The sequence below is a fragment of the Terribacillus sp. FSL K6-0262 genome (assembly GCF_037977385.1).
GTDB lineage: Bacteria > Bacillota > Bacilli > Bacillales > Amphibacillaceae > Terribacillus.
In genome coordinates, this window is sequence record NZ_CP150277.1 from 1073975 (window position 1) to 1095488 (window position 21514).

The 21514-nt window shown below is 44.1% G+C and carries 22 protein-coding genes; 7 read left to right on the forward strand and 15 right to left on the reverse strand.

Annotated features, from left to right (window positions below; genetic code table 11):
* Window positions 1-323 precede the first annotated feature (323 nt).
* Window positions 324-410 (reverse strand): putative holin-like toxin, encoded by an 87-nt coding sequence (locus MHI54_RS05450; protein ID WP_255374702.1) that lies wholly within the window; start codon window positions 408-410, stop codon window positions 324-326.
* A 374-nt stretch (window positions 411-784) separates the two neighbouring features.
* Between MHI54_RS05450 and MHI54_RS05455 the strand changes: the two genes are divergently transcribed.
* Entirely contained in the window at window positions 785-1744 is a 960-nt protein-coding gene (locus tag MHI54_RS05455; protein ID WP_340082557.1) for an alpha/beta hydrolase, read from the forward strand.
* 127 nt (window positions 1745-1871) lie between these two features.
* A complete protein-coding gene (locus tag MHI54_RS05460; protein WP_340082558.1) occupies window positions 1872-2567 on the forward strand; it encodes a FadR/GntR family transcriptional regulator in 696 nt (231 codons plus the stop codon).
* Between the two features lie 33 nt (window positions 2568-2600).
* On the opposite strand, the gene MHI54_RS05465 is transcribed toward MHI54_RS05460, so the two are convergent.
* From MHI54_RS05465 to MHI54_RS05515, 11 genes are all read right to left on the reverse strand, one after another.
* Window positions 2601-2744 carry a GapA-binding peptide SR1P gene (locus MHI54_RS05465; protein ID WP_143594470.1) on the reverse strand — a complete coding sequence of 48 codons (144 nt, stop codon included), beginning with the start codon at window positions 2742-2744 and terminating at the stop codon, window positions 2601-2603.
* Between the two features lie 38 nt (window positions 2745-2782).
* Window positions 2783-4114 (reverse strand): MFS transporter, encoded by a 1332-nt coding sequence (locus MHI54_RS05470; protein WP_340082559.1) that lies wholly within the window; start codon window positions 4112-4114, stop codon window positions 2783-2785.
* A gap of 55 nt (window positions 4115-4169) precedes the next feature.
* A complete protein-coding gene (locus tag MHI54_RS05475) occupies window positions 4170-4928 on the reverse strand; it encodes an SDR family NAD(P)-dependent oxidoreductase (protein WP_340082560.1) in 759 nt (252 codons plus the stop codon).
* Window positions 4929-4949: 21 nt separating this feature from the next.
* Window positions 4950-5900 (reverse strand): transketolase C-terminal domain-containing protein, encoded by a 951-nt coding sequence (locus MHI54_RS05480; RefSeq protein ID WP_340082562.1) that lies wholly within the window; start codon window positions 5898-5900, stop codon window positions 4950-4952.
* On the reverse strand, window positions 5897-6733 hold the full coding sequence (locus MHI54_RS05485; RefSeq protein ID WP_198946024.1) for a transketolase: 837 nt from the start codon (window positions 6731-6733) through the stop codon (window positions 5897-5899). The genes MHI54_RS05480 and MHI54_RS05485 overlap by 4 nt, the downstream gene beginning before the upstream one ends.
* 328 nt (window positions 6734-7061) lie before the next feature.
* The gene (locus tag MHI54_RS05490; protein ID WP_095215129.1) at window positions 7062-7367 is read right to left on the reverse strand and encodes a DNA-binding protein; all 306 of its coding nucleotides are present in this window, start codon (window positions 7365-7367) and stop codon (window positions 7062-7064) included.
* 56 nt (window positions 7368-7423) lie between these two features.
* On the reverse strand, window positions 7424-7678 hold the full coding sequence (locus tag MHI54_RS05495) for a YesK family protein (RefSeq protein WP_340082564.1): 255 nt from the start codon (window positions 7676-7678) through the stop codon (window positions 7424-7426).
* Window positions 7679-7967: 289 nt separating this feature from the next.
* Window positions 7968-8840, reverse strand: coding sequence for a YitT family protein (locus MHI54_RS05500; protein WP_095215131.1), 873 nt, complete (start codon window positions 8838-8840; stop codon window positions 7968-7970).
* Window positions 8841-9374: 534 nt separating this feature from the next.
* On the reverse strand, window positions 9375-9677 hold the full coding sequence (locus MHI54_RS05505) for a hypothetical protein (RefSeq protein WP_143594471.1): 303 nt from the start codon (window positions 9675-9677) through the stop codon (window positions 9375-9377).
* A 629-nt stretch (window positions 9678-10306) separates the two neighbouring features.
* Entirely contained in the window at window positions 10307-10696 is a 390-nt protein-coding gene (gene mscL, locus MHI54_RS05510) for a large conductance mechanosensitive channel protein MscL (protein WP_095215133.1), read from the reverse strand.
* Window positions 10697-10971: 275 nt separating this feature from the next.
* Window positions 10972-11712 (reverse strand): type II CAAX endopeptidase family protein, encoded by a 741-nt coding sequence (locus MHI54_RS05515; RefSeq protein WP_340082565.1) that lies wholly within the window; start codon window positions 11710-11712, stop codon window positions 10972-10974.
* 527 nt (window positions 11713-12239) lie between these two features.
* Between MHI54_RS05515 and fbp the strand changes: the two genes are divergently transcribed.
* Both fbp and MHI54_RS05525 read left to right on the forward strand, forming a co-directional pair.
* Complete coding sequence (gene fbp, locus MHI54_RS05520) at window positions 12240-14171, forward strand: fructose-1,6-bisphosphatase (protein ID WP_340082566.1); 1932 nt, start codon at window positions 12240-12242, stop codon at window positions 14169-14171.
* A 269-nt stretch (window positions 14172-14440) separates the two neighbouring features.
* Entirely contained in the window at window positions 14441-14935 is a 495-nt protein-coding gene (locus tag MHI54_RS05525; RefSeq protein ID WP_095215136.1) for a hypothetical protein, read from the forward strand.
* Between the two features lie 142 nt (window positions 14936-15077).
* On the opposite strand, the gene MHI54_RS05530 is transcribed toward MHI54_RS05525, so the two are convergent.
* Complete coding sequence (locus tag MHI54_RS05530; RefSeq protein WP_340082567.1) at window positions 15078-15614, reverse strand: DUF4352 domain-containing protein; 537 nt, start codon at window positions 15612-15614, stop codon at window positions 15078-15080.
* A gap of 304 nt (window positions 15615-15918) precedes the next feature.
* Between MHI54_RS05530 and MHI54_RS05535 the strand changes: the two genes are divergently transcribed.
* Window positions 15919-16233 (forward strand): hypothetical protein, encoded by a 315-nt coding sequence (locus tag MHI54_RS05535; RefSeq protein WP_340082568.1) that lies wholly within the window; start codon window positions 15919-15921, stop codon window positions 16231-16233.
* A complete protein-coding gene (locus tag MHI54_RS05540; RefSeq protein ID WP_340082570.1) occupies window positions 16212-17759 on the forward strand; it encodes an amidase in 1548 nt (515 codons plus the stop codon). Before MHI54_RS05535 ends, MHI54_RS05540 begins: the two co-directional genes overlap by 22 nt.
* 99 nt (window positions 17760-17858) lie before the next feature.
* Here MHI54_RS05540 and MHI54_RS05545 read toward each other — a convergent pair whose 3' ends face one another.
* On the reverse strand, window positions 17859-18008 hold the full coding sequence (locus MHI54_RS05545; RefSeq protein ID WP_158221493.1) for a hypothetical protein: 150 nt from the start codon (window positions 18006-18008) through the stop codon (window positions 17859-17861).
* Window positions 18009-18428: 420 nt separating this feature from the next.
* Between MHI54_RS05545 and MHI54_RS05550 the strand changes: the two genes are divergently transcribed.
* Window positions 18429-20114, forward strand: coding sequence for a methyl-accepting chemotaxis protein (locus tag MHI54_RS05550; protein ID WP_340082571.1), 1686 nt, complete (start codon window positions 18429-18431; stop codon window positions 20112-20114).
* 135 nt (window positions 20115-20249) lie between these two features.
* Here MHI54_RS05550 and MHI54_RS05555 read toward each other — a convergent pair whose 3' ends face one another.
* On the reverse strand, window positions 20250-21443 hold the full coding sequence (locus tag MHI54_RS05555; RefSeq protein WP_340082572.1) for a class I SAM-dependent rRNA methyltransferase: 1194 nt from the start codon (window positions 21441-21443) through the stop codon (window positions 20250-20252).
* Window positions 21444-21514: the final 71 nt, after the last annotated feature.

The following is a 21514-nucleotide window of genomic DNA, read 5'->3' on the forward strand; positions in this document are numbered from 1 at the left end:
TTGGTCCTAAATGCATATGCAGACCTGTGTCATAGCGGAAAAATCCTTGCAAATAAAATAAATATCCACATAGAATACTAAAGTGCATGCAAAACCTGTTTATCAAAAACCGATTGAGGAAATGGATAAGTAGGCAGCTTTTGCTCCAATAGTCACATGACAATCCCTTCCAATTGCGTTACTATAATATTCGTGCACAGAAAAAGACCGATCGGTGCTGCCAACACCAATCGGTCCGTCCAGTAATAGCATGATTCCCCTAGGGGATCTGCGCGAAAAGAGGTAAACGAACCACCCTTCTCGAGCTGCCAACTCAAGGGTGGTTATTTTTTCTGGTTCTTATCTGACAAGATCGCAACAATCAACGTTCCAAAGCCGATCATCAACGTCAACGCCTCTGCCACCGTCATCCGCTACACCACCCTCCATAAAGGAAAGAGTAATGCGCAAACCACCCTTGAGTCACCTATGCTATTGTCCTACCATTATATCAAAGGTTCAAAAAAGCCCATATATAACGAAAGTCCATTTTTTACCAAGGACGGCGTTACTATAGTACCTGCCAAAATGTCATCCGAACAAAGAAAAAGACCGCACGTATCTCCCCCCGTATCTCGAACCATAAGTCGGCCCCATTGAATGAACTTTTGACGAATTGAACCCAATAATGATCATGACTGCACTTTTGAAAATAAACAGCTTTTTTCATTCCCATTTATAAAATGAAACTTTTATACAGTCTGTTTCTTATATTAGTAAATTGATAAAAAGGAGCGAGGAGTTCATGATCATTTATGCATTGCTGGCTGTCGTTTTGGTTATCGGGTTCCTAGTTGGATTTAATCATGCAGAGTTCAAAAAAGCAGAAAAGGCTTTTCCCCCGCAAGGCAAATTCGTAACAGTGGACGGCCATACACTTCATTACATATCAGCAGGTACGGGGCAGCCTGTTGTGTTCCTTCATGGAGGCATGCTTTCGAGCAGGGATTTCGCAGCTGCTGTTCAATTGGCGGCTGCGCAGGGCTTCCATGCAATTGCTTTCGACAGACCGGGCTATGGTTACAGCAGCAGATCGACTGCCGGCAAAACGACTCCGGACTCCCAGGCCGTACTTCTCCATCATGCATTAAAGAAAATCGGTGTGGAGCAGCCAATCATTTTAGTCGGACATTCCTGGAGCGGGACCATGACACTTTCCTATGCACTGCAATTTCCATCCCTGGCTGCCGGACTGATCATCGCAGGAGGTGCCATGTATAAGGAGGGCTATCCTGCAGAACATGGCGATATACTATCCAAAATTGTCACCACCCCCGTGCTGGGAAGCATCCTGCTTCGTACCCTCTTGAAAACGCCTTTAGCAAAAAGAATGGCAAATACTATGGTCAAGCAGACATTCGCTCCCGAATCAGTCCCCGCCGGCTACACCGAAGCCACCTATGCATTGGGATTCCGTCCGCGGCACTTCCGAGCGAATCGGGAAGATGTCCTCGCTTTTCCCGGAGCATCGAAAAAACTCAGTGGACGGTATAAGGAAATAACGGTACCTGTTGTAATCATCGTCGGGGAACAGGACCCTTTCGGTACGATTGCACAGGCGGAGAGACTAAAGAAAGACATCCCTCATTCTTTATTGAAGCGTATCCCGGATATAGGCCATATGATTCCGGAGCTTCATCCAGAAGTCATAGTCGAAAGTATAAGGAGCCTGCCTGATGATTCCCTACCAAAAATGTCCTTCTAGAAACATCCGAACTTAAGCTCCATCCTTTATATAGGATCGTTTTCTTTTTGGGTGTTCCCCCATTTTGCCGTATTTCAGGCAAACCAGTATAATTTAAGCAGGAACTCCTATAATCGAGGTGGTCATCATGAACTTTAATCCAGTTACCAACAAACGTCTATACATACAAATTTACGAACAGATCGTCGAGCAAATGAAATCAGGTGCTTTCAAGATCGGCGACAAGCTTCCGTCGGAGCGGGAGCTTTGCGAACAATTCGGGGTCAGCCGGGCACCGGTCCGTCAGGCATTGAGCGCGCTTGAAATGAACGGGTTCACCTTCTCCAGACAAGGGGAAGGGGTCTACATCAAGTCATTGCCGGCCGATGAAGTGCTGTCGCCTGCCTTCCTTAAAAATGTCTCTCCTGAGGATATTGTAGAAGCTCGGATGAATATTGAACCGCTCATCGTACGATTTGCTGCCATGCGTGCGACAAAGGAAGATTTGGCAGAGCTGAATGAAACAATCCAGCAAATGGAACAGGAAACGAATGAAGGGGTATATGTACCGGAAACGGATGAGAAGCTGCATAACGGTATCGCGAAGGCATCCCATAATGATTTGTTCATTCAATTCATGGCCACGATCAGCAATGCGATGAAGCAGCAGCAGATGTGGACCTTCATCAGGGATCGGACAGTGACAAGACCTGACTTTCGCAGCGTGAACTTCCATGAGCATAAGAATTTGATCGAAGCGATCGAAGATCATGACGAGGAAAAAGCAGAGTCCTTGATGAAGCTGCACATGGATAATCTATATGAACGCTATTGGAAAGCATAAAAGGAGTCAGCATCTGCTGACTCCTTTTATGCTTCATTCAGCTGCAGTACCATCTTCCCGGCATTCCGGGCATACTCCATACAATACACGGCCGCCTTCCGGACTGACTGTGACATCGATCACATCTTCGCAATCCTGACAAATAATCGTTTGCTTCGAATTCAATTTCTCTTCCATTTTCTTCGCCTCCGATTGATTTTTTGGCCATGCCGCCATCAGCTTGATTTACCCAACTTCTTTTCTGCCATCCGGGACACTGCTTTTCCGGACTGCTTTACTAGGAATATTATGATGATGGAGCTCAGAATCATGCTAATACCAAGAAAAACCATACTCATCGTGAAGGAGCCCGTCGCATCACGGATATACCCAACAGCATACGGTCCAAAGAATCCACCAAGGTTCCCGATGCTATTGATCAAGGCAATCGCGCCTGCAGCTGCAGATTCTGTCAGGAAGGAAGGCGGGATCGCCCAAAACGGTGAATAAGCTCCAAAGGCTCCGCACAATGCGATTGTCAGCAACACAAAGGACAGGATGATGTTACTTTCAGCAACGTAACTGCTCGCGATCATCGCTACGGCGCTAGTCGTCAAGCAAGCTGCCACATGCCAGCGTCTTTCGTTCTTTTTATCCGAATGATTCCCTACCAGGATCATTGCGACCATCGCAATGGCATACATCAAGCCGAGCAGCCAGCCCAGACCCTGTGTACTCATGGACAATGACTCAGCCATTGTGTCCGTTACGGTCGGCAGGAACATATTGATGCCATAGTAGCCAAACATCCAGCAGAAGTAGCCCGCTGATAAAATCAGGACATCACGATCTTTAAGTGCCTGCGCGAACGTATAGTGCTTTACCTGCTGCTTTGCCTCCTTTTCTTTTTGTGTAACATGAAGCAGCCAGTTCTTCTCTTCCTCGGTTAGCCATTTCACGTCCTCCAGACGATCATCCAGATAGAAGAAACAGATGATACCGAGGATCATAGCTGGAACCGCTTCCAAAATAAACAACCACTGCCAGCCTGAAAGATTAAACCATTCGATCTGCATCAGGAACGTCGATAATGGCGCCCCGACCGCATTGGCTCCGGGAATGGCCAGCATGAATGCTGCAATGGCCTTCGCATGGTGCTTTGACTGGAAGAAACCGCTCAAATAATAGACCATGCATGGATAGAAGCTTGCTTCGGCTACCCCCAATAGGAACCGAGCCGTATAGAATTGCCATGGTTCCGTCACGAATGCCATCAGGATCGCGATGATCGCCCACGAAACCATGATTCGGCTGATCCAGCGCCGGGCCCCGATCCTGGTCATGATGGCACTTCCAGGTACCTCCAGCAAGAAGTAACCTAAGAAGAATATACCCGCTCCGAGACCAAATACAGCATTGGAAAAGCCAAGATCTTCATTCATCTGTAAAGCGGCAAAACTGATATTCACACGATCCAGGATCGAGATGAAGAAACAAAGAAACAGAAATGGTATCAGACGTAATGTCACTTTCCGGGTGGTGGATTTCTCCAGCATGTGCTGCTCCAAGATCATTCCTCCATTCATTCAGATGACGGGCGGGCAAGCATCCCGCCCTCGTTGCTCAGTCCATATGCGAGCCACCGTTGATATCGATTTCTTCCCCGGTTATATACGAGGATTCTTCCGAGGCGAGGAATGCGACAGCAGAGGCGATTTCTTTCGTCTCCCCCGGTCTGCCCAGCGGGATACCAGAAATGACCTGGAGTGCATCTTCCTGCGGGAGCGACTTCCAAATATCCGTATTCACCAATCCCGGCGCAACACAATTGACGGTAATGCCATCCAAACCTACTTCCCGTGCCAAGTTTTTGGAGAAGCCAAGCACTGCCGCTTTGGATGCGGAATAATGCGCTCCGCCGAATACACCCCCGCCTCGTTTGGCAGACACGGAAGAAAGGCTGATGATGCGTCCGTATTTTTGCTTACGCATTGGCTCCAATACCGCTTGTGTGCATAAGAACAAGCCAAACATATTGACGTTGAATATTTTGGTGATATCGGTCAGCGTCATTTCTTCCACTGTCACCTTCTGGGAAATCCCGGCATTGTTGACGAGAATATCAATCCGGCCGAAGGCTTCAAGCGTTTTTTCCACCATGGCATCGACTGAAGCTTTATCCGTCACATTGACTTCCACTCCAAGTGCTGTTCCGCCAGCTTCTGTGACGACAGCCACCGTCTCCTCGATGCCTTCTTTATTCAAGTCGGCGATGACCACCTTTGCCCCTTGCTTGGCAAGTGTCAATGCGATAGTCCTGCCGATTCCTTTTGCAGATCCACTGCCTGTAACGATTGCGACTCTTTCATCTAATTTGAACATGTTCTCCAGACCCCTATGCTATTAATTTGTCAATAATTCGGTTGCTGTCGCGACAATGTTTTCGACGGTGATGCCATTGATTTCAAGAAGCTTCCCGTATGGGGCGGATTCACCGAATCTATCCTGCACACCGATTCGCGCAAGGCGCCCTTTCCCTTCTTCGGCAATGACTTCCGCCACTGCACTTCCCAGTCCATTGAGGATATTATGATCTTCCACTGTAATGATTTTTCCGATGCCGATGCATTCCTTCACTGCTTCCGTATCAAGCGGCTTGATTGTGTGCATGTCGAGTAATTTGACCGATACCCCCTTCTCCTCCAGCTGCTCTGCAGCACTCATCGCTATATGAACGGTGTCACCATTGGCGATGATGGCAATATCTTCTCCCTCGCGCAGCTGCTTTGCTTTACCGATCTCGAATGTTTCGTTTTCGTCATAGATCATCGGGACTGCATCACGAGTGAAGCGCAGGTAAACCGGCCCGTACATCGCTGCAGCTTCGGCAATCAGTTTGCGGGTGGAATGATAATCCGCCCCCATGATCACCGTCATATTCGGGAAGGAACGCATCACACCCATATCCTCGATCGCTTGGTGGCTGCCGCCGTCATTACCAGGTGTCAAACCGCCATGGGAGCAGGCGATTTTCACATTCAGGTTCGGATAGCAAACTTCCTGACGGATCTGCTCAGCCATACGCAGCGATCCGAACACCGCATACGTACTGATGAACGGGATCTTCCCTGTCGTTGCAAGACCGGCTGCGATACCGGCACCGTTTTGCTCGGCAATCCCGACATTGATATGCTGCATCGGGTATGCGGCAATGAATTTATCTGTCTTACAGGACTTTCCGATATCGATATCCACCACATAAATATCTTCATTCTCTTCACCCAAGCGGACAATCTCGTCTCCGAACGCTGCCCTGGTAGCCTTTTTCTCGACTGCTTTCTTGGTTGCACTCATACCGGCAAGCCTCCTTCCAGTTCCTTGATCGCCAACTCGAATTCTTCTTTATTCGGTGCTGTACCATGCCACGCAGCTTGATCCTCCATGTAGGAGACACCCTTTCCTTTTACCGTATCGCACACGATACACTTCGGCTTTCCGTTCTTATGTTTCGCAAAGGTATCCAATGTTTCCACGATCTGCTCCATGCTGTGCCCGTCGATACGTGTCGTATCAAAGCCGAATGCGTCGAATTTCTTCTCCAAATCAAGCAGCGGCATGACATCTTCACAGAAACCATCGATCTGCAGGCGGTTGTTATCAACGAAAACGATCAAGTTATCCAGCTTATATTTGACAGCGGCTTGAATCGCTTCCCAAATCTGACCTTCCTGGCATTCCCCGTCCCCGACCATGGCGAATACGCGATAATCCTTTTCATCACGCTGACCCGCAATCGCCATGCCGACAGCACAGGAGAGACCTTGCCCTAACGACCCCGTCGATATATCAATCCCCGGACATTTCTTCATATCCGGATGACCCTGGAATGGCGAGCCGTACTGGCGCAATGTGTATACGCTTTCATTTGACACAAAGCCTCGTAACGCCAAAGCCGCATACTGTATTGGTGCTACATGTCCTTTGGATAAGACAAATCGATCGCGATCCTCCCATTTTGGATTGGCCGGATCTACATTCATCTCCCTGAAATATAACGCAGCTATAACATCCGCAGCCGACAACGAACCACCTGGATGCCCCGATTGAGCTTCATACACCATCGTGACTGCTGTTTTGCGTAATTCAATCGCACGTTGTTTCAACTCTTCTACACTCGTTCGCTGCATATGCCACACTCCTATTCCTAAATGACCACCTTGTAAACTCATATACTTGTATACTTGTATTACAAGTGGTGTTGCACCTATCATAACGCCATTTTTCTTTGATGTCCAGTGTAAATGTTAAATCGTTGCATTTGCCCACGTGCCCTATGTTTATGGCAAACAAAAAGACACCTTTTGAGGTGCCTTTCCTTCAGGGATATTTACATGCGTTTTTCTGTATCATCTTTTATTTTTGATAAACAGCTGGTTCAAGGGATATAGGGAATCTCATTGACCAACCTTTACACAGGCATACCTGCTATCCGTATTTTAGTTCTTAACTTCATTCTCACGATTTTTTATTCTCTTCCCCTTGATAAATTTCAGTGGAAGTTATCCATTTCATAAATTGCTGGTATGGATAATACGATGTCCCATTCAATTCAATTTTAGGTGCATTGGGATGCTTGGCAAGTAAATCGGCAACCTCAGCCTTACTGAGATTCAAATATGTATGCAAATCCTTTTCCTTGATTAAAACGGGATATTCGTCTTCGAACCGAAACGAAGCTCCCGGATTTTTAAAATTCTTCAACCCATTACCGATAAAGTAGCCGAATGCTGCCAGCCCCATACCAATCCAGAAGAAATCCATTTCTACGTTCACTTACATCCCCGCTTTCTTTATTCAGGTAAATTGATAACAGTTTCTTATGCGCTCTTCAAAAAGCCAAAGAAAGTGATAACAATCAATGCAGCTGCGGAAGAGATCAGCAAAGCTATGCTGTACATTGTCATTCCCATTCCGCTAAAGTCGCCAATTATGAAACTAAGAATCAGTAAAACCATGCCTACGATCGCAAAACCGGATGGAATGATGAACATTACAGGTTTCTTATTTTTAAAGATCATTGAAATACCAATGATAATTGCACTAAAAAGAACTACCATAATCCAGAAACCCATAGTATCCACTCCATTTACAGATTGGCTGACAGTGATTATCCATCAATTGCTTATAAAAGGTATTACGAATCAGCAGCGTAGAAGTTCCTAAAATCGAGGACTGTTTAACACTTTTTCCACTGCATGAGCAAGTATCATATGATCCAAAAAAATTATGAGCGAAACCATCGAATAAATTCGAAGGAGCCCTAAGATTGCCTAGAAAATAACCATATAAAAAAGCAACCGTTCAATATAACTATTGAATGGTTGCCTAATAATTTTTCTGTCTGAATGGACATGATGATCTTTAGTGAATATCACTCTTCCTAAAGTTCCCGCCCTTGACTTCCGCTACATCATAAATCGTAACGAAAGCTCCTTCATCAATGTCCTTGATGATTTCCTTGAGCTTGCTTTCTTCCAGACGGTTGATGACACATGTGATTTCCATGAATTTCTCATGTGTATAGCCGCCGTATGCTTCCTTGTAGGTTGCACTTCTTCCCAGCCTGTCTCGGATGGTTTCCACCATCAATTTAGGCTCGGTTGTAATGATCTTGAAGGTTTTGGAACCGCTGAGACCTTCTTCAACAATGTGGATGACCTTGGATGCGATAAAGTAGGCGATTGCTGAGAGGATGGCTCCTGTCAGACCGAATACAGTGGATACAAAGATGAAGACAAATAAATTAAGGAATAGGATCAAATCACTTGTCCCGAACGGTAACTTTCGTGCCAGCAGCACAGCCAGCATATCGATGCCGTCCACGGCTCCGCCGTTACGTAAAGCAAGACCCATACCGAAACCTAGGATGATACCTCCGACAACGGTGACAAGCAGGGTATCTCCCTCGATGATGGCCGGCATATGATGCATAAGCGCAGTCCCCACCGATAATGATGCGATTCCGATGACCGAATAAATCGCGAAGCTTTTCCCTATCTGTTTATAGCCCAACCATACAAATGGAAGATTGATTAATGCAATCAGTACTCCCAGCGGCAGTCCCGCCAATTGGGAAATGACGATACTGATACCAGTGACGCCTCCGTCCGATACATTATTAGGGATCAACACGGTTTCCAGGCCGTATGCTGCGATGAATCCCCCGAGGATGACGGCTAATCCCCGTAACAGCATGAATAACTTACTACGGTTACGTTTTCTGATTTTGCTCATACAAATACCTCATTCTAAAATTTTTAACCTTATAATTTTACCACAAGGGCTATTGCATCTGCTAATTTTCAGTATAGGTGAAGGCTATGCTCCCCATACAGGCCAAAAAGAAATGCCCGTTCCTTATTAAGGAATCTCCTGCCTGCGGCTGTTTCAATCTGTTTTTCTGTCCGGCTTCCTCCAAAGGCACTGTACCTGCTTCTAACTCAGCTCTCTGTTACGATGGCATATACAGGTTTTATTGGTTTTGCTTTTTTCCTCCTTTGAATTCCCTTTGGCTTACGAAGCTGTACAACTCGGAAGCCTAAAGAAGAAAAAAGATTTGCAATAAAAAATGACCAGGTTGCTTTTCCCTAGTCTGATGCCCTGCGGTTATATTTTTATGTTTTCAGCTCATGTGGTGGTGGGGTGCGGCTGAAGACAAATGAATCAGGATCCTACGAATGTAGGCTCAGCCATACAGTCTGTGATTATCGAGCTATTTAGTGCCACAGCGACACGTATAGAATAGCATCTCTATATCTTTAGATGGAATTATTTTTTATCAACCAATACTATATTCGAATAGATTAAAATGGAAACATTTGCAAAAAGAACAAAGTAAATTGCATTCATAGTCCACCACCATGGCAGCATAATTGGTACCAAGATTAAAATAGTTCCACAAATCAAGTTACAAGAACTTATTAAGTTTATTAATTTCTGCTTATTTCTCTGTGACATACGTTGATGATTATATCCTCTAAGCAGATGTATTTTTTTCTTTACTGCTAAGAAGAATGCTATGATGATAGTGATTATACCTATTAAAATAGAAACTACTTCAATTTGCATCATACCAATCACCTCTATTATCTTTTTATTATACTAAATTTAGTCCAATTTATTCTTATGAGGTCTAATTTAATTCCTCAATAATAGTTTAACGGCCATTGCGAACATGAAATAAAACAATCGCTGCAACTGCTAGAGATACAGTTACTGTGTTATTTATATGAGTTAAGCGGTTAAATGAGTCAGGATCCACTATATTTTCCTCCTTTAGATTTTTATCTTTTACTTACGTAAGCTAGATGGTTCCCAAGGTAGAAAACAAATGAAAACAAGGTACTTTCCCCTGGCCTGGTTTCCAGTTATGTTTTTTTGGTTTTCAGCTCGTGGGATGCGGCTGAAGATGTAGGCTCAGCCATACAGTCCATGAGTATCGAGCCATTCCGTACTGCCGCCCGAAGAAGGTTCTACTTTATTTTTCCTTTTTATCTAAATTTCATTTTGGCAATAAAACTAGCACAGACAATTACAAATACCGCATCTTCCCAAGCCGTTGCATCTTTGCCCGACTGCATGGAATCGATTCCCGACGAAGGCGCTAAAAAAACGTTGGCAGCTGCCAGCTCTTTCAACAGGCATTTTAATCACAAAAAAATAGCAGAGAAACCTCGGTTTCTCTGCTATCTGAAGGCACTTTACTGATCCTTCATTTTCTCTTCTCTTTTCAATAGATCGCGAATTTGCGTAAGCAGTTCTTGTTCGACAGTCAATTCCTCGACTATCTCTTCCTCCTGTGACTTACGCTTCAGCTTATTCATCACTTTGACGATCATGAATAACGCTGCAGCAATCAAAAAGAAATTAATTACAGCTTGAATGAATGCACCATATGTCACTACAGCGTTCCCAACAGAGACCTTAAGTCCGCTAAAATCATGCCCGCCTGTGATGATACCAATAAGCGGCATGATAATATCATTGACAAGGGAAGTCACGATGGCACTGAACGCCGCACCGATCACTACCGCTATAGCCAAGTCCACGACGTTTCCGCGTAATGCAAATTCTTTGAATTCCTTGAGCATCTTATGTATACCTCCCTTCTGAATAGTATTCATTTTTACGTATCTATCAATCTTTTTCAAGAATAAACACTGAAAATAAGACAAAACTAGCTTAAAGTCCCGTTATATAATTCCTATGGACAGATGCTGGGTGCATAATTCCCTGGTACTCCCTATAACTCTTGGAGCAATCATTATGGTTGGGCATAAAACGAATCAAAGGAAGAAAGATATTAATCTTCACATAGAGATCAAGATTTTCATCCATGATTTCTGTAAATAATCACCTTCACAAATTAAGACGCCCCAAGCAATCGCAGCAAACCGACAAGGAATAATCCGCCAATTGACAGCACCGTATTATTCAAAGCATGAATCAGAAGTACATGCCATATATTGCGCGTCCATAAATAGATAATATTCAAAAACAGACCAGCAAACATAAATGGGATTGTCCCCATGACGCTGCCAAAATTATAATAATGAACCAACCCAAAAAGAATGGAATTAAGAATCAAAATAATGATTTTCCTAAAGGCACTTCCGTGGAATAATTTGCCGAGAAGTGTATACCTGAATACGATATCTTCTATAAGTGCTGTCAGGATAGGACCTAAAGCTAAGTAGAACAATGCAATAAACATCCCGGGACCAACCGTTGCAGGATCTATCCAAGCAGATGTATCTGCTTCCACACTACCTCCGTGGACAGGGAGAAAAGAACGAACAAAACTGATTAAAATTTGCAGGACAACAGCGCCTGCAATGACCAATAGGATGGAACGTTTCCAAGCTTGCCCAAACTTTGTCCAATGCTGCCTGAGCATCCTTCCATAAATAAAAAGAATGGCGATAAACATGAAAAGGCGCAAACTTGTATCCACCATTGCAGGCAATAGACCGCTAGTTGATAGCCTGTCCATGATCAATCCAACAATAAAAATAAGCGGGACCAGTATTAATGCAGCATAATCCCTCATCGCCCATGATTCTTTTGTGAAATCCTCAGCTGAAACTTTTGCTGTAAAACGACTCATCTCTAAACCTCCAATATAGATCATCCATTACTCTACCTTCCAACCAACCAAAAAGCAACCTGGCCTTCCGAGTCCATGACATGCGACTTCCCCCGATATAACAGCTGGTACTTCTTCCGGAATACCTGCTTGTCCTTATCCCATATCGGGCGCCGCTCGAATATTTAAAACAACCATTTCCTAATCTTTTATCAATAACAGTCTGATGGATTAAGTCCTCCTCCTGCTTGCTCCAATACTTCGCTGAAATCCTTCATTTCGCCACAATATACAGGGTGGAGTTTGGCGGAAGACATCGGGATTCACTGATCCAAATGAAATACCCCCCTCCTATCCAGCTCTTTTAGCTGGTATGCCAAGCATCATGTTTCACCACATACTCATAAAGGGAAAATTACGATACTATAGTGTAGACTATGAAATTTCAATACCCTTCCACAAAGGCAACCAATCCTCATAGTTTTGTCTTATAATAGAAGAAGTAAATTTATGTAAAAGTTAGTAATTCTGAAAGGAGATACATAATCTTGAACACCGAATACTTAGATTTACTAGCTCAGAAATATGACACGGAAGAGAAAGTTGTCACAGAAATCATCAACCTGAAAGCCATCCTTAACCTTCCGAAAGGGACCGAGCATTTCGTCAGTGATTTGCACGGTGAATATCAAGCGTTCCAGCATGTACTGCGCAATGGTTCCGGTAGGGTGAAGGAAAAAATAAGGGATATTTTCAGCGGGGTCATCTTCGAGAAAGAAATCGATGAGCTGGCAGCGTTGGTTTACTATCCGGAAGAGAAGCTGCAGATCATCAAAAATGAATTCCATAACGAAGAAGAGCTGCATGAATGGTATAAAAAGACGATTGAACGGATGATCAAGCTCATCTCCTACGCTTCTTCCAAATACACACGTTCCAAACTGCGGAAGGCATTGCCCAGTCAGTTTGCCTATATAATCGAAGAGCTCCTATATAAAACGGAAGCATCTGCGAATAAAGAGCAATATTATTACGAGATCCTTGAACAGATCATCTCGCTTGGACAGGCCGACAAGCTGATCATCGGCTTGGCTTATAGCACACATCGATTGGTCGTGGACCACCTGCATGTCGTGGGCGATATTTATGATCGGGGACCTGAACCGGATAAAATCATGGAAGAACTGATCAATTACCATTCCGTCGACATTCAATGGGGCAATCATGATGTGCTCTGGATCGGCGCCTTTGCCGGATCCAAGGTCTGCCTGGCGAACATCCTGCGTATTTGCGCGCGCTATGATAACTTGGATATCATTGAAGATGTATATGGCATCAACCTTCGTCCGCTGCTGAATCTGGCAGAGAAGTACTATGATGATAACCCGGCTTTCCGTCCGAAGACACATGCCGATAAAAATACATCCGAAGACGAACTGGTGCAGATCACCAAAATGCACCAAGCAATCGCAATGATCCAATTCAAATTGGAAAGCCCGATCATCAAAAGACGCCCGGGCTTCCATATGGAGGAAAGGCTGCTGCTTGAAAAAATCGATTTTGAATCAAATGAGATAACCTTGAATGACCGCACGTACCCATTGGAAAATACATGCTTCGCCACCGTCAATCCAAAGCAGCCGGATATGCTCTTGGAAGAAGAGCAGCAAGTGATCGACAAGCTGTTGTTCTCGGTCCAGCATTCGGAAAAACTGGCCCGGCATATGAATTTCCTCATGCGCAAGGGCAGCTTGTATTTGCGTTATAATGGCAATCTCTTGATTCATGGCTGTATTCCGATCGATGAAGAAGGCAATATGGAGAAAATGGAGATCGAAGGCAAGTCTTATGCCGGCCGGGAGCTGCTCGATCGGTTTGAACAATTCCTGAGAGAGGCTTTCGCCCATCCAGAACGAACGGATGATCTCGCAACCGATATGGTCTGGTACTTATGGACAGGCGAATACTCCTCCCTATTCGGGAAACGAGCCATGACAACCTTCGAACGCTATTTCATCAAGGACAAGTCAACGCACAAAGAAATAAAGAACCATTATTATCACCTGCGGGAAAAGGAAGGAATCTGCGAGAAAATCCTGGCAGAATTCGGTTTGGATCCAGAACATGGCCATATCATCAACGGGCACACACCTGTCAAAGAAATCGAAGGCGAAAACCCGATCAAGGCAAACGGCAAAATCATCGTCATCGATGGCGGCTTCTCCAAAGCCTATCAATCAAAAACAGGCATCGCCGGATACACCTTATTATATAATTCCTACGGCATGAAGCTCGTCGCCCATAAGCATTTCAATTCCAAGGATGAAGTGCTGCATGATGGAACGGATGTATTATCCGTCAAAAGATTGGTCGATAAGGAACTGGAGCGGAAAAAGGTCCTGGAGACGAATGTTGGCGAGGAATTATGCAAACAGATCAATGCACTCAAGGATTTGATGGAGTATCGATATATAAAATAAAAAAAGAGTCCGGAGACAATTTCTTCGGACTCTTCAACTTTGTTCCCTGACTCGCTTAGCTCCGCAGCCCCAAAGAATGCTGCCAAATGGATAGGAAAGAAAGACAAAAACTTCCACCTCCCATTAGCACACCCACTCCTTACAACCGATAAATATATCTGATAAACGGAAGATAGATAAGCTGATATTCTTCCTTTTATATAGGCATCCACCCAGTCTTTTGGGCAATGCCCCACATACCTTACATGGAAAGCAATGGAGGTATGTATATGACCAATTTTTATTCCTTTCACGGAACCGTCACGATGATCAGTGATCTTCCGGGTAATGGCAGGGGGGAAGGGTGCTATAAATTCTTTACTGTGGAAAACGAAGCTGGGTCCATCGTGAATTTTGTCGTATCCCCAACTACTTATTTCGCGGACCACGCGCTGGTATCCGTAGGCGATCGCGTGACTGGCTATTATGATGGGGATGCACCCGCCATCATGATTTATCCGCCCCAATATCCAGCACTGGTAATGGTAAAGGAAGGCCCGGATCAAAACGTGAAAGTAAGTTATTTCAATGAACAGCTCGCAAGCAGCGACGGCCAGCTGCAGCTGACTATCTCCCCCTATACCCAATTGCTGCTGCCGAACGGGCAGGCCTTTACAAGCAGCCTTGCCAATCGCGATTTGATTGTTTCCTATGGACCTGCCACCAAGAGTATGCCGGCACAGACGACGCCATATAGAGTAATTGTTTTGTGTAAAAGCCTATAAAAAGGCGGATCTTTAGTCAACTTATAGATAGAAGGACTTTTCAAAGGAATAGCGAAAAAAACACAGATAGGAATCACAATTCCATATATGCAATAAAAGATAAAAGCCCGTTTCAAATCAAATGTTTGAAACGGGCTTACTTTTATTCAGGTTTAATATCCCAAGTTACTTGTTCATCTGTCCAAGAGAAGGACGGTTCATAAATTAATTCATAAGAATCAGATTCTGGTACATCGAATGTAAGCGTACCACTCATTTTCTTACCAGCATTAACATCGCCAGAAAGGTCCAGACCATCTCCGCCATAATAAAAGTCCAAGCTATTTCCTTCAGCATCATAAAGATTGAATTCTGTGTTATCGATGAAGGCTTTATCATCTTTATTATTAGTCACATTGACATTCATTTGAAGAACCTTGCCCTGTTCTGCCGGGCTGTACTCATTAGCCTGCACAAACTTAGCATCAGCAATTGTGATTTCAAGGCCGTTTAGGTCTACAGTATCACCAACCACAAATGTTTTAGGTTCCTCTTTCTTTGTTTCTTCAGCTTTATTTTCCCCTACTTTTTCACCAGTATTAGATGAATCATCTCCGCCACTAGCGGCTACCGCAATGATGATAACAATAACAATAATTGCTATAATACCTAGACAACCAAATTTAAAAAACTTACCCACTACTTTTCCTCCTAATCAACTAAATCATACCAAAAACTCATTTCCAGTTATTATAGTAAACTATTATACTAGTGCTTTCAACCAAAACATTACATTTTTTCTAGTTATTTTTTAATGGTTAATGTGTGAACCACTAAGAAAATATACCTTGTTGATGAACGAAGAACCCGCGAATGGCGATGAGTGAGTAAAGTAAAAATCGCATGTTTAAAACCACCTATACATAGGGTATGCTTCAGCTTTTTTCAGCTCTTATTTTCTGGATGATATTTTTACAGGCCTTCAGTACAGGACTATAGGTAAAATGCGTAGTGAAAAGGCAAAAGTTAAGTATCAAGGAGGTTATGTCCAGTATACCTATTGCTCTTTTGGATTTGGCGGTGGAATTCCAGGTATTTTTACTAATAAGAAATCTGGTGCTGGTACATATCCTTTTTTCACCCTTGTGATTTGGATAATACAGGCAATCCTCCTCTCAAATAGCTTGTTAAAAACCCCTACAAACAAGTTGAATATCCCTTTGACCTATGAGACTTTAACAACAACACGATTGATCCAAAAAGAACGAAACACCAAAACCATGGGAGGTTTTAGAATTTGGAAAATCATTCTATATTAAATCCAGCTGTCGATGATTTTGTATGGAAAGAGGTAACGGTCAAGCAACTCCTGACTGCCTATGAAACGGGCGAGTTTACTGCAGCAGAAGTAGTCCAAGCCTATTTGGACCGAATTGACAAATACGAAAAAAACTACAATGCGTTCACGTTCATGAATGATGATGCCTTGGAAGAAGCGAAGGAAATCGATCGATTGCGCAGGGAGGGAAAACCGCTTGGGCCGCTAGCCGGGGTGCCGATTGTAATCAAGGAGGCCGTGGATGTGAAAGGGTTTCCCACAACTTTCGGCTGGGCTCCTCTTTGCAAGGATGCTGGCGGGATCGAATTGATGCCGAAAAATGATGCACCTGTTGTCTCACGACTGAAAGATGCCGGGGCGATCATCCTGGGGAAAACGAATATCCCGGCATTCAGCGCGAGAATGGATTCCGCGAATACAAGCTGGGACGGCCCAACCTATAATGCCGTAGATCGGAGATTCTCTCCAGGCGGAAGCAGCTCCGGTACTGCCACTGCGATTTCAGGCAACTTTGCCGTTCTCGGGGTAGCGGAAGAAACAGGCGGCTCCATTCAAATGCCGGCAGCCTCTCAAGCGATTGTCGGGGTCAAGACCTCCTTTGATTTGATACCTACAACCGGTGTGACACCGATTGCCGGAAGTACTCGCGATGTTTTGGGACCGCATGCCCGAACTGTCGAAGATGCTGCACTAATGCTGGATAGCATGGCAGGCTATACCGATGACGATGCATTGCCAAAGGAAGGAAAAATCCCTGCAGGCGGCTATACCTCAGCCTTAAGCGAAAAAGCACTGCAAGGAAAAAGGCTCGGATTATTCGGTCCAGGCTGGAGCACGAAAGAACTTTCACCAGAAACGAAAGCATTATATCTACGTGAAATAACAGCGCTGCAGGAACTAGGAGCCGGAGTATTGGAGGATCCTTTTGAAGGCTCCGGTTTCGTGGACTTCACTGAATCGATAGGTGATGATGCAGCACGGATGCTCTTTGGCCTCGACACTGTTTTTCATGACATCGAAAAGTATATCAAAAATTTGGATCCCGATGATGATACATTATCCGCTAAGCGTGTTTTTGAAAGAGCCGGAGAATTTCCTTGGGACAAAAACGGTCCGCTTGATCTCTTTGAAAACACCAAAGAATTAATCGCCGACCCTAAGCTGGATATTTCCGAATTCAATGCGGCTCGTTCCGAACTCCTCCGCATCATTACGCAGGTAATGGAAACACATAATTTGGACGGCTTCGTCTTCCCGCAGATGACCAGATCCATTACCTCGCTGGAAGAAGGAGTCGAGGGATTGGCGAACATCACCACAACCGTCTCTGAAATCAATATCAGCGGCCTGCCGCTTGTAACAGTCCCTGGCGGCTATTATGAAAACGGCTCCCCGTTCGCATTGGTATTCATGGGAGGAATGTGGAGTGAAGCCAAGCTCTTGGGAATGGCTTATGCCTATGAGCAAGCGACGAAGCATCGAGTCGCCCCTGTTTTGGAGGGATGAACCTGTAAAGGCGAACATCATTGTTCGCCTTTTTTATTTGCAGGGATCACCAATAAAAAAGGCATCCCTCAGCGGAACGCCTTATGAAGCTTCTATATATCATTCAGACTGCTCTGTATCTTCCTCTGTATCCCCGGAATCTTGTTCTTCGATTTGTTCATCATCCGTCGGTTCTTCATCATCATTATTACATGCTGCCAACGTCAGAACTGATACCATACCCAATGCCACCATCCATTTTTTCAGCATGGAAACCTCTCCTTTAAAGAAATTAAGGTACATAAGGTAAGATACCAAAAGCTTGTTAAGGCTCGGTCAACAGCCCGTAAATAAGTGGTTAATGTTAAAAATATGTAAGGGCGATTCTTAACAAAAAAAGAAGGTATTTTCAAATATAAACTTCTATAAGGAAAAGCTTCCAAGTAAAGAATCCGTCATCAGCTCCTTTTACTTTGCAAACCAATACTTTTACCCGCTGGAAAAGGAATGTCCGAATAGGCTAATATACCCCGAAAACTTTCCCTGTCAAACCGGCATATCATTCTAATTATCTATTTCTGTTGTAATTTTTGACATATAAATAATATAATGCCTATTAGAGTGTCTAAATATGTTGATAAAAAAATGCATGTTAAAAAGAATGTCTATCGAGAAGAAAGGGCTTGAACAGTGAGAATCAAAACAAAACTTCTAGGGATAACCTCCATTTTAATATTTTCCTTATTATTGATTGGGGGTTCATCCATATTCATCAACCACTCCATTACCGAGAAGAATGATATCTTAAAGGATAAAATGGAATTTCAAAACAAAATAAAACATGTTCAATACAGGCTGGCCGGGCTGTCGAATGATGGAAGAGGATTCATCATTACCGGGAATCAAGAATTTGCTGACGGAATGGAAGAGAAGGCTGATGACGTCTTCTCCACGCTGGATGAATTGGAATCACTGGTACATAATCAGGATTATATGACGAACGTGAATGATATCCGCGATAATTTCACTGATTTCTGGAGCATGAATCAAGAAGTGGTATCCCGGTCCGCCTCTGATCCGGAAGCAGCACAATCACTTCACTTGGGCGAGGAAAGGAAATTACGGAAGGAAGTATTGGATCCATCCGTGAATGAATTGGTCGATCAATTGAATGATGATGTAGACGGCTTGGAAAAAGAGATCGATAGGTATGGACAGATAAGTCAATGGTCCATTATCTTGGTAACCATGCTTTCTATCATTTTGGGGATCGTTTTGAGCATCCTCCTTTTAAAATCCATCCTGGTGCCGCTGAGAAGCTTGAATAGGCAGCTGGAGGATATTGCCGAGGGAGATGCGGACCTGACGCAACAAGTCATGGTAAGAAGCAAGGATGAATTTGGCCAGCTTGCCGACTCCTTCAATGCTTTCGTCAGGTCCCTGGCAGGTATCATAAAACAGATAAGCAGTTCATCCCAGCAGGTTGCAGCCGCTTCAGAGGAATTATCGGCAAGCTCCGAACAGTCAAGAGCTACATCCGATCAGATATCCCAGTCGATGCAGGGAATCGCCCTGACGAGTACCGAACAAAGTGCAATGACAGAAAAAAGCGCACAATCGATAACAGAAATATTAAAGAGCCTCTCCAATGTGGCTGATAATACAAACAACATTGCGGAACATTCCTCTTATATGAAAGATAAGGCGGAAGCTGGTGCCTCCTCCGTGAATATGATGTCAGAACAAATGACGCTGATTGATCAATCTGTCCGGGAGGCTGGTGACGGATTAGAGACATTGGTGAAAAGCACAACGGAAATAAGCAATATCTCTTCCCTTATCACCGATATCTCCGAGCAAACCAATCTCCTGGCATTGAATGCAGCCATTGAAGCTGCCCGGGCCGGGGAACAAGGAAAAGGCTTTGCTGTCGTAGCGGAAGAAGTCCGCAAGCTCGCTGATGAAACCAATCAATCTGCCGGCACGATCAAGCAATTGGTCTCTGCAATAGAAACAGACTCGAAAGAAACGGTAAACAATATCACGAACGTCCAGCACAACGTGGATACAGGCATGAATCATGCCCAGGAAACCCAGGAGCAGTTTAACGAAATAGTAGGCCTTGTGGAACAAGTGACCGCCGAAATACAGGAGATGGCAGCTGCCACCCAGCAACTGACCGCGAGTGTGGAAGGCATACAGCATACCATTTCGACACTTGAAACAGGAGCCCAGGAAACATCCTCCAGCTCCCAGGCAATTGCCTCGGCAACCCAGGAACAGTTAAGTTCCATGGAAGATATTTCGAACGCCGCTGTTTCTCTTTCGGATTTGGCCGAAGAGCTGCAGGTGATTGTTAATCGGTTTAAATATTGAAGAAAGATCCCTCAGAGAAAATCTGGGGGATCTTTTTGATTAGAGAGGTGCTTGGATTCTCTTCCACACCATTATTTCCATTTAGCTCCTACTGCTGCCTCACCCTAACTGAATGTATTTCATTTGTACACACCCTCAATTCATCACCTTTATAAACACGACTTTCAGGTAGTTAAATTCAGGGTAATTGTGCGGTACAGTAAAATCTTCTGGCAGTTGGTGTTCTTCCAAGATTTTGTAGCGTGTGTTGGATTCCATAAATGCTTTATCGATAAATGATTTGAACTTTTTCATGTTGAAGCTTGCGTTATTTGTCGACGCAATGATCAACCCGCCATCATTTGTGATTTTCAAGGCATCTTGCAGCAGCTTCGGATAATCCTTCGCCGTGCTGAATGTTATTTTCTTTGTACGTGCAAAGCTTGGCGGATCCAATACCACAACATCAAATTTCAATTCATGACGGGCCGCATATCGAAAATAATCAAAGACATCCATTACCTTGATGTCCTGCGCCTCATCATCAATTTCGTTGACTGCAAATTGCTCGATGGTCTTTGGCAGGCTCCGTTTTGCTACATCCACACTCGTTGTCTTGACGGCACCGCCTAGAACGGCTGCTACGGAGAACGCACCTGTATAAGAGAATGTATTCAGAACCGTTTTTCCTTTTGCATAATGGTCACGCAATGCTTTTCGAACATCACGCTGATCCAAGAAAATCCCTGTCATTGCGCCATCATTTAAATCCACCGCATATTTCATCCCATTTTCCAAGACGATCAAAGGAAATTCTCCCTTTTCACCTGACACATAATCATCTTGTTCCACGTACTGACCATTGGTGTTAAACCGTAATTTCTCATAAAGACCACGAACTTCTGCCACTTCTCCCAAAGCTTGATAGATATCTTCCCGGAAAGAATAAATACCTTCACTATACCAGTTCACCATATAAAAGCCGTCATAGAAATCAATGATCAAGCCGCCGATACCATCACCTTCCCCATTAAACACCCGGAAAGCGGTCGTATCATCGGTTTCATATAAATTCTTCCGCTTGGCAATAGCCGCACTGATTTTCTTAACGAAAAACTTCACATCAATTTTTTCCTGTTCCTTGCGAGTCAACACCCAGCCTATTCCTTTATTTTGCAGACCATAATAGGCTGTAGCAATATACCTGCCGTTGGCGTCAATTAAGCGTAATATGCTACCCTCTTCCAACACTCTTGCAGTGTCAACCGCTTCTTTTGTGAGTAGCGGATAGCCATTTGTTATATCTTTAACCGACTTTGAGTTTAGTTTTACTTCTAATGATTGTCTCATGTAGTCATCCTTACTTTTTCTTGTTTGATTTAATTATGCCATTGTTTTAAAGAATAAGCGAAGACAGAAAA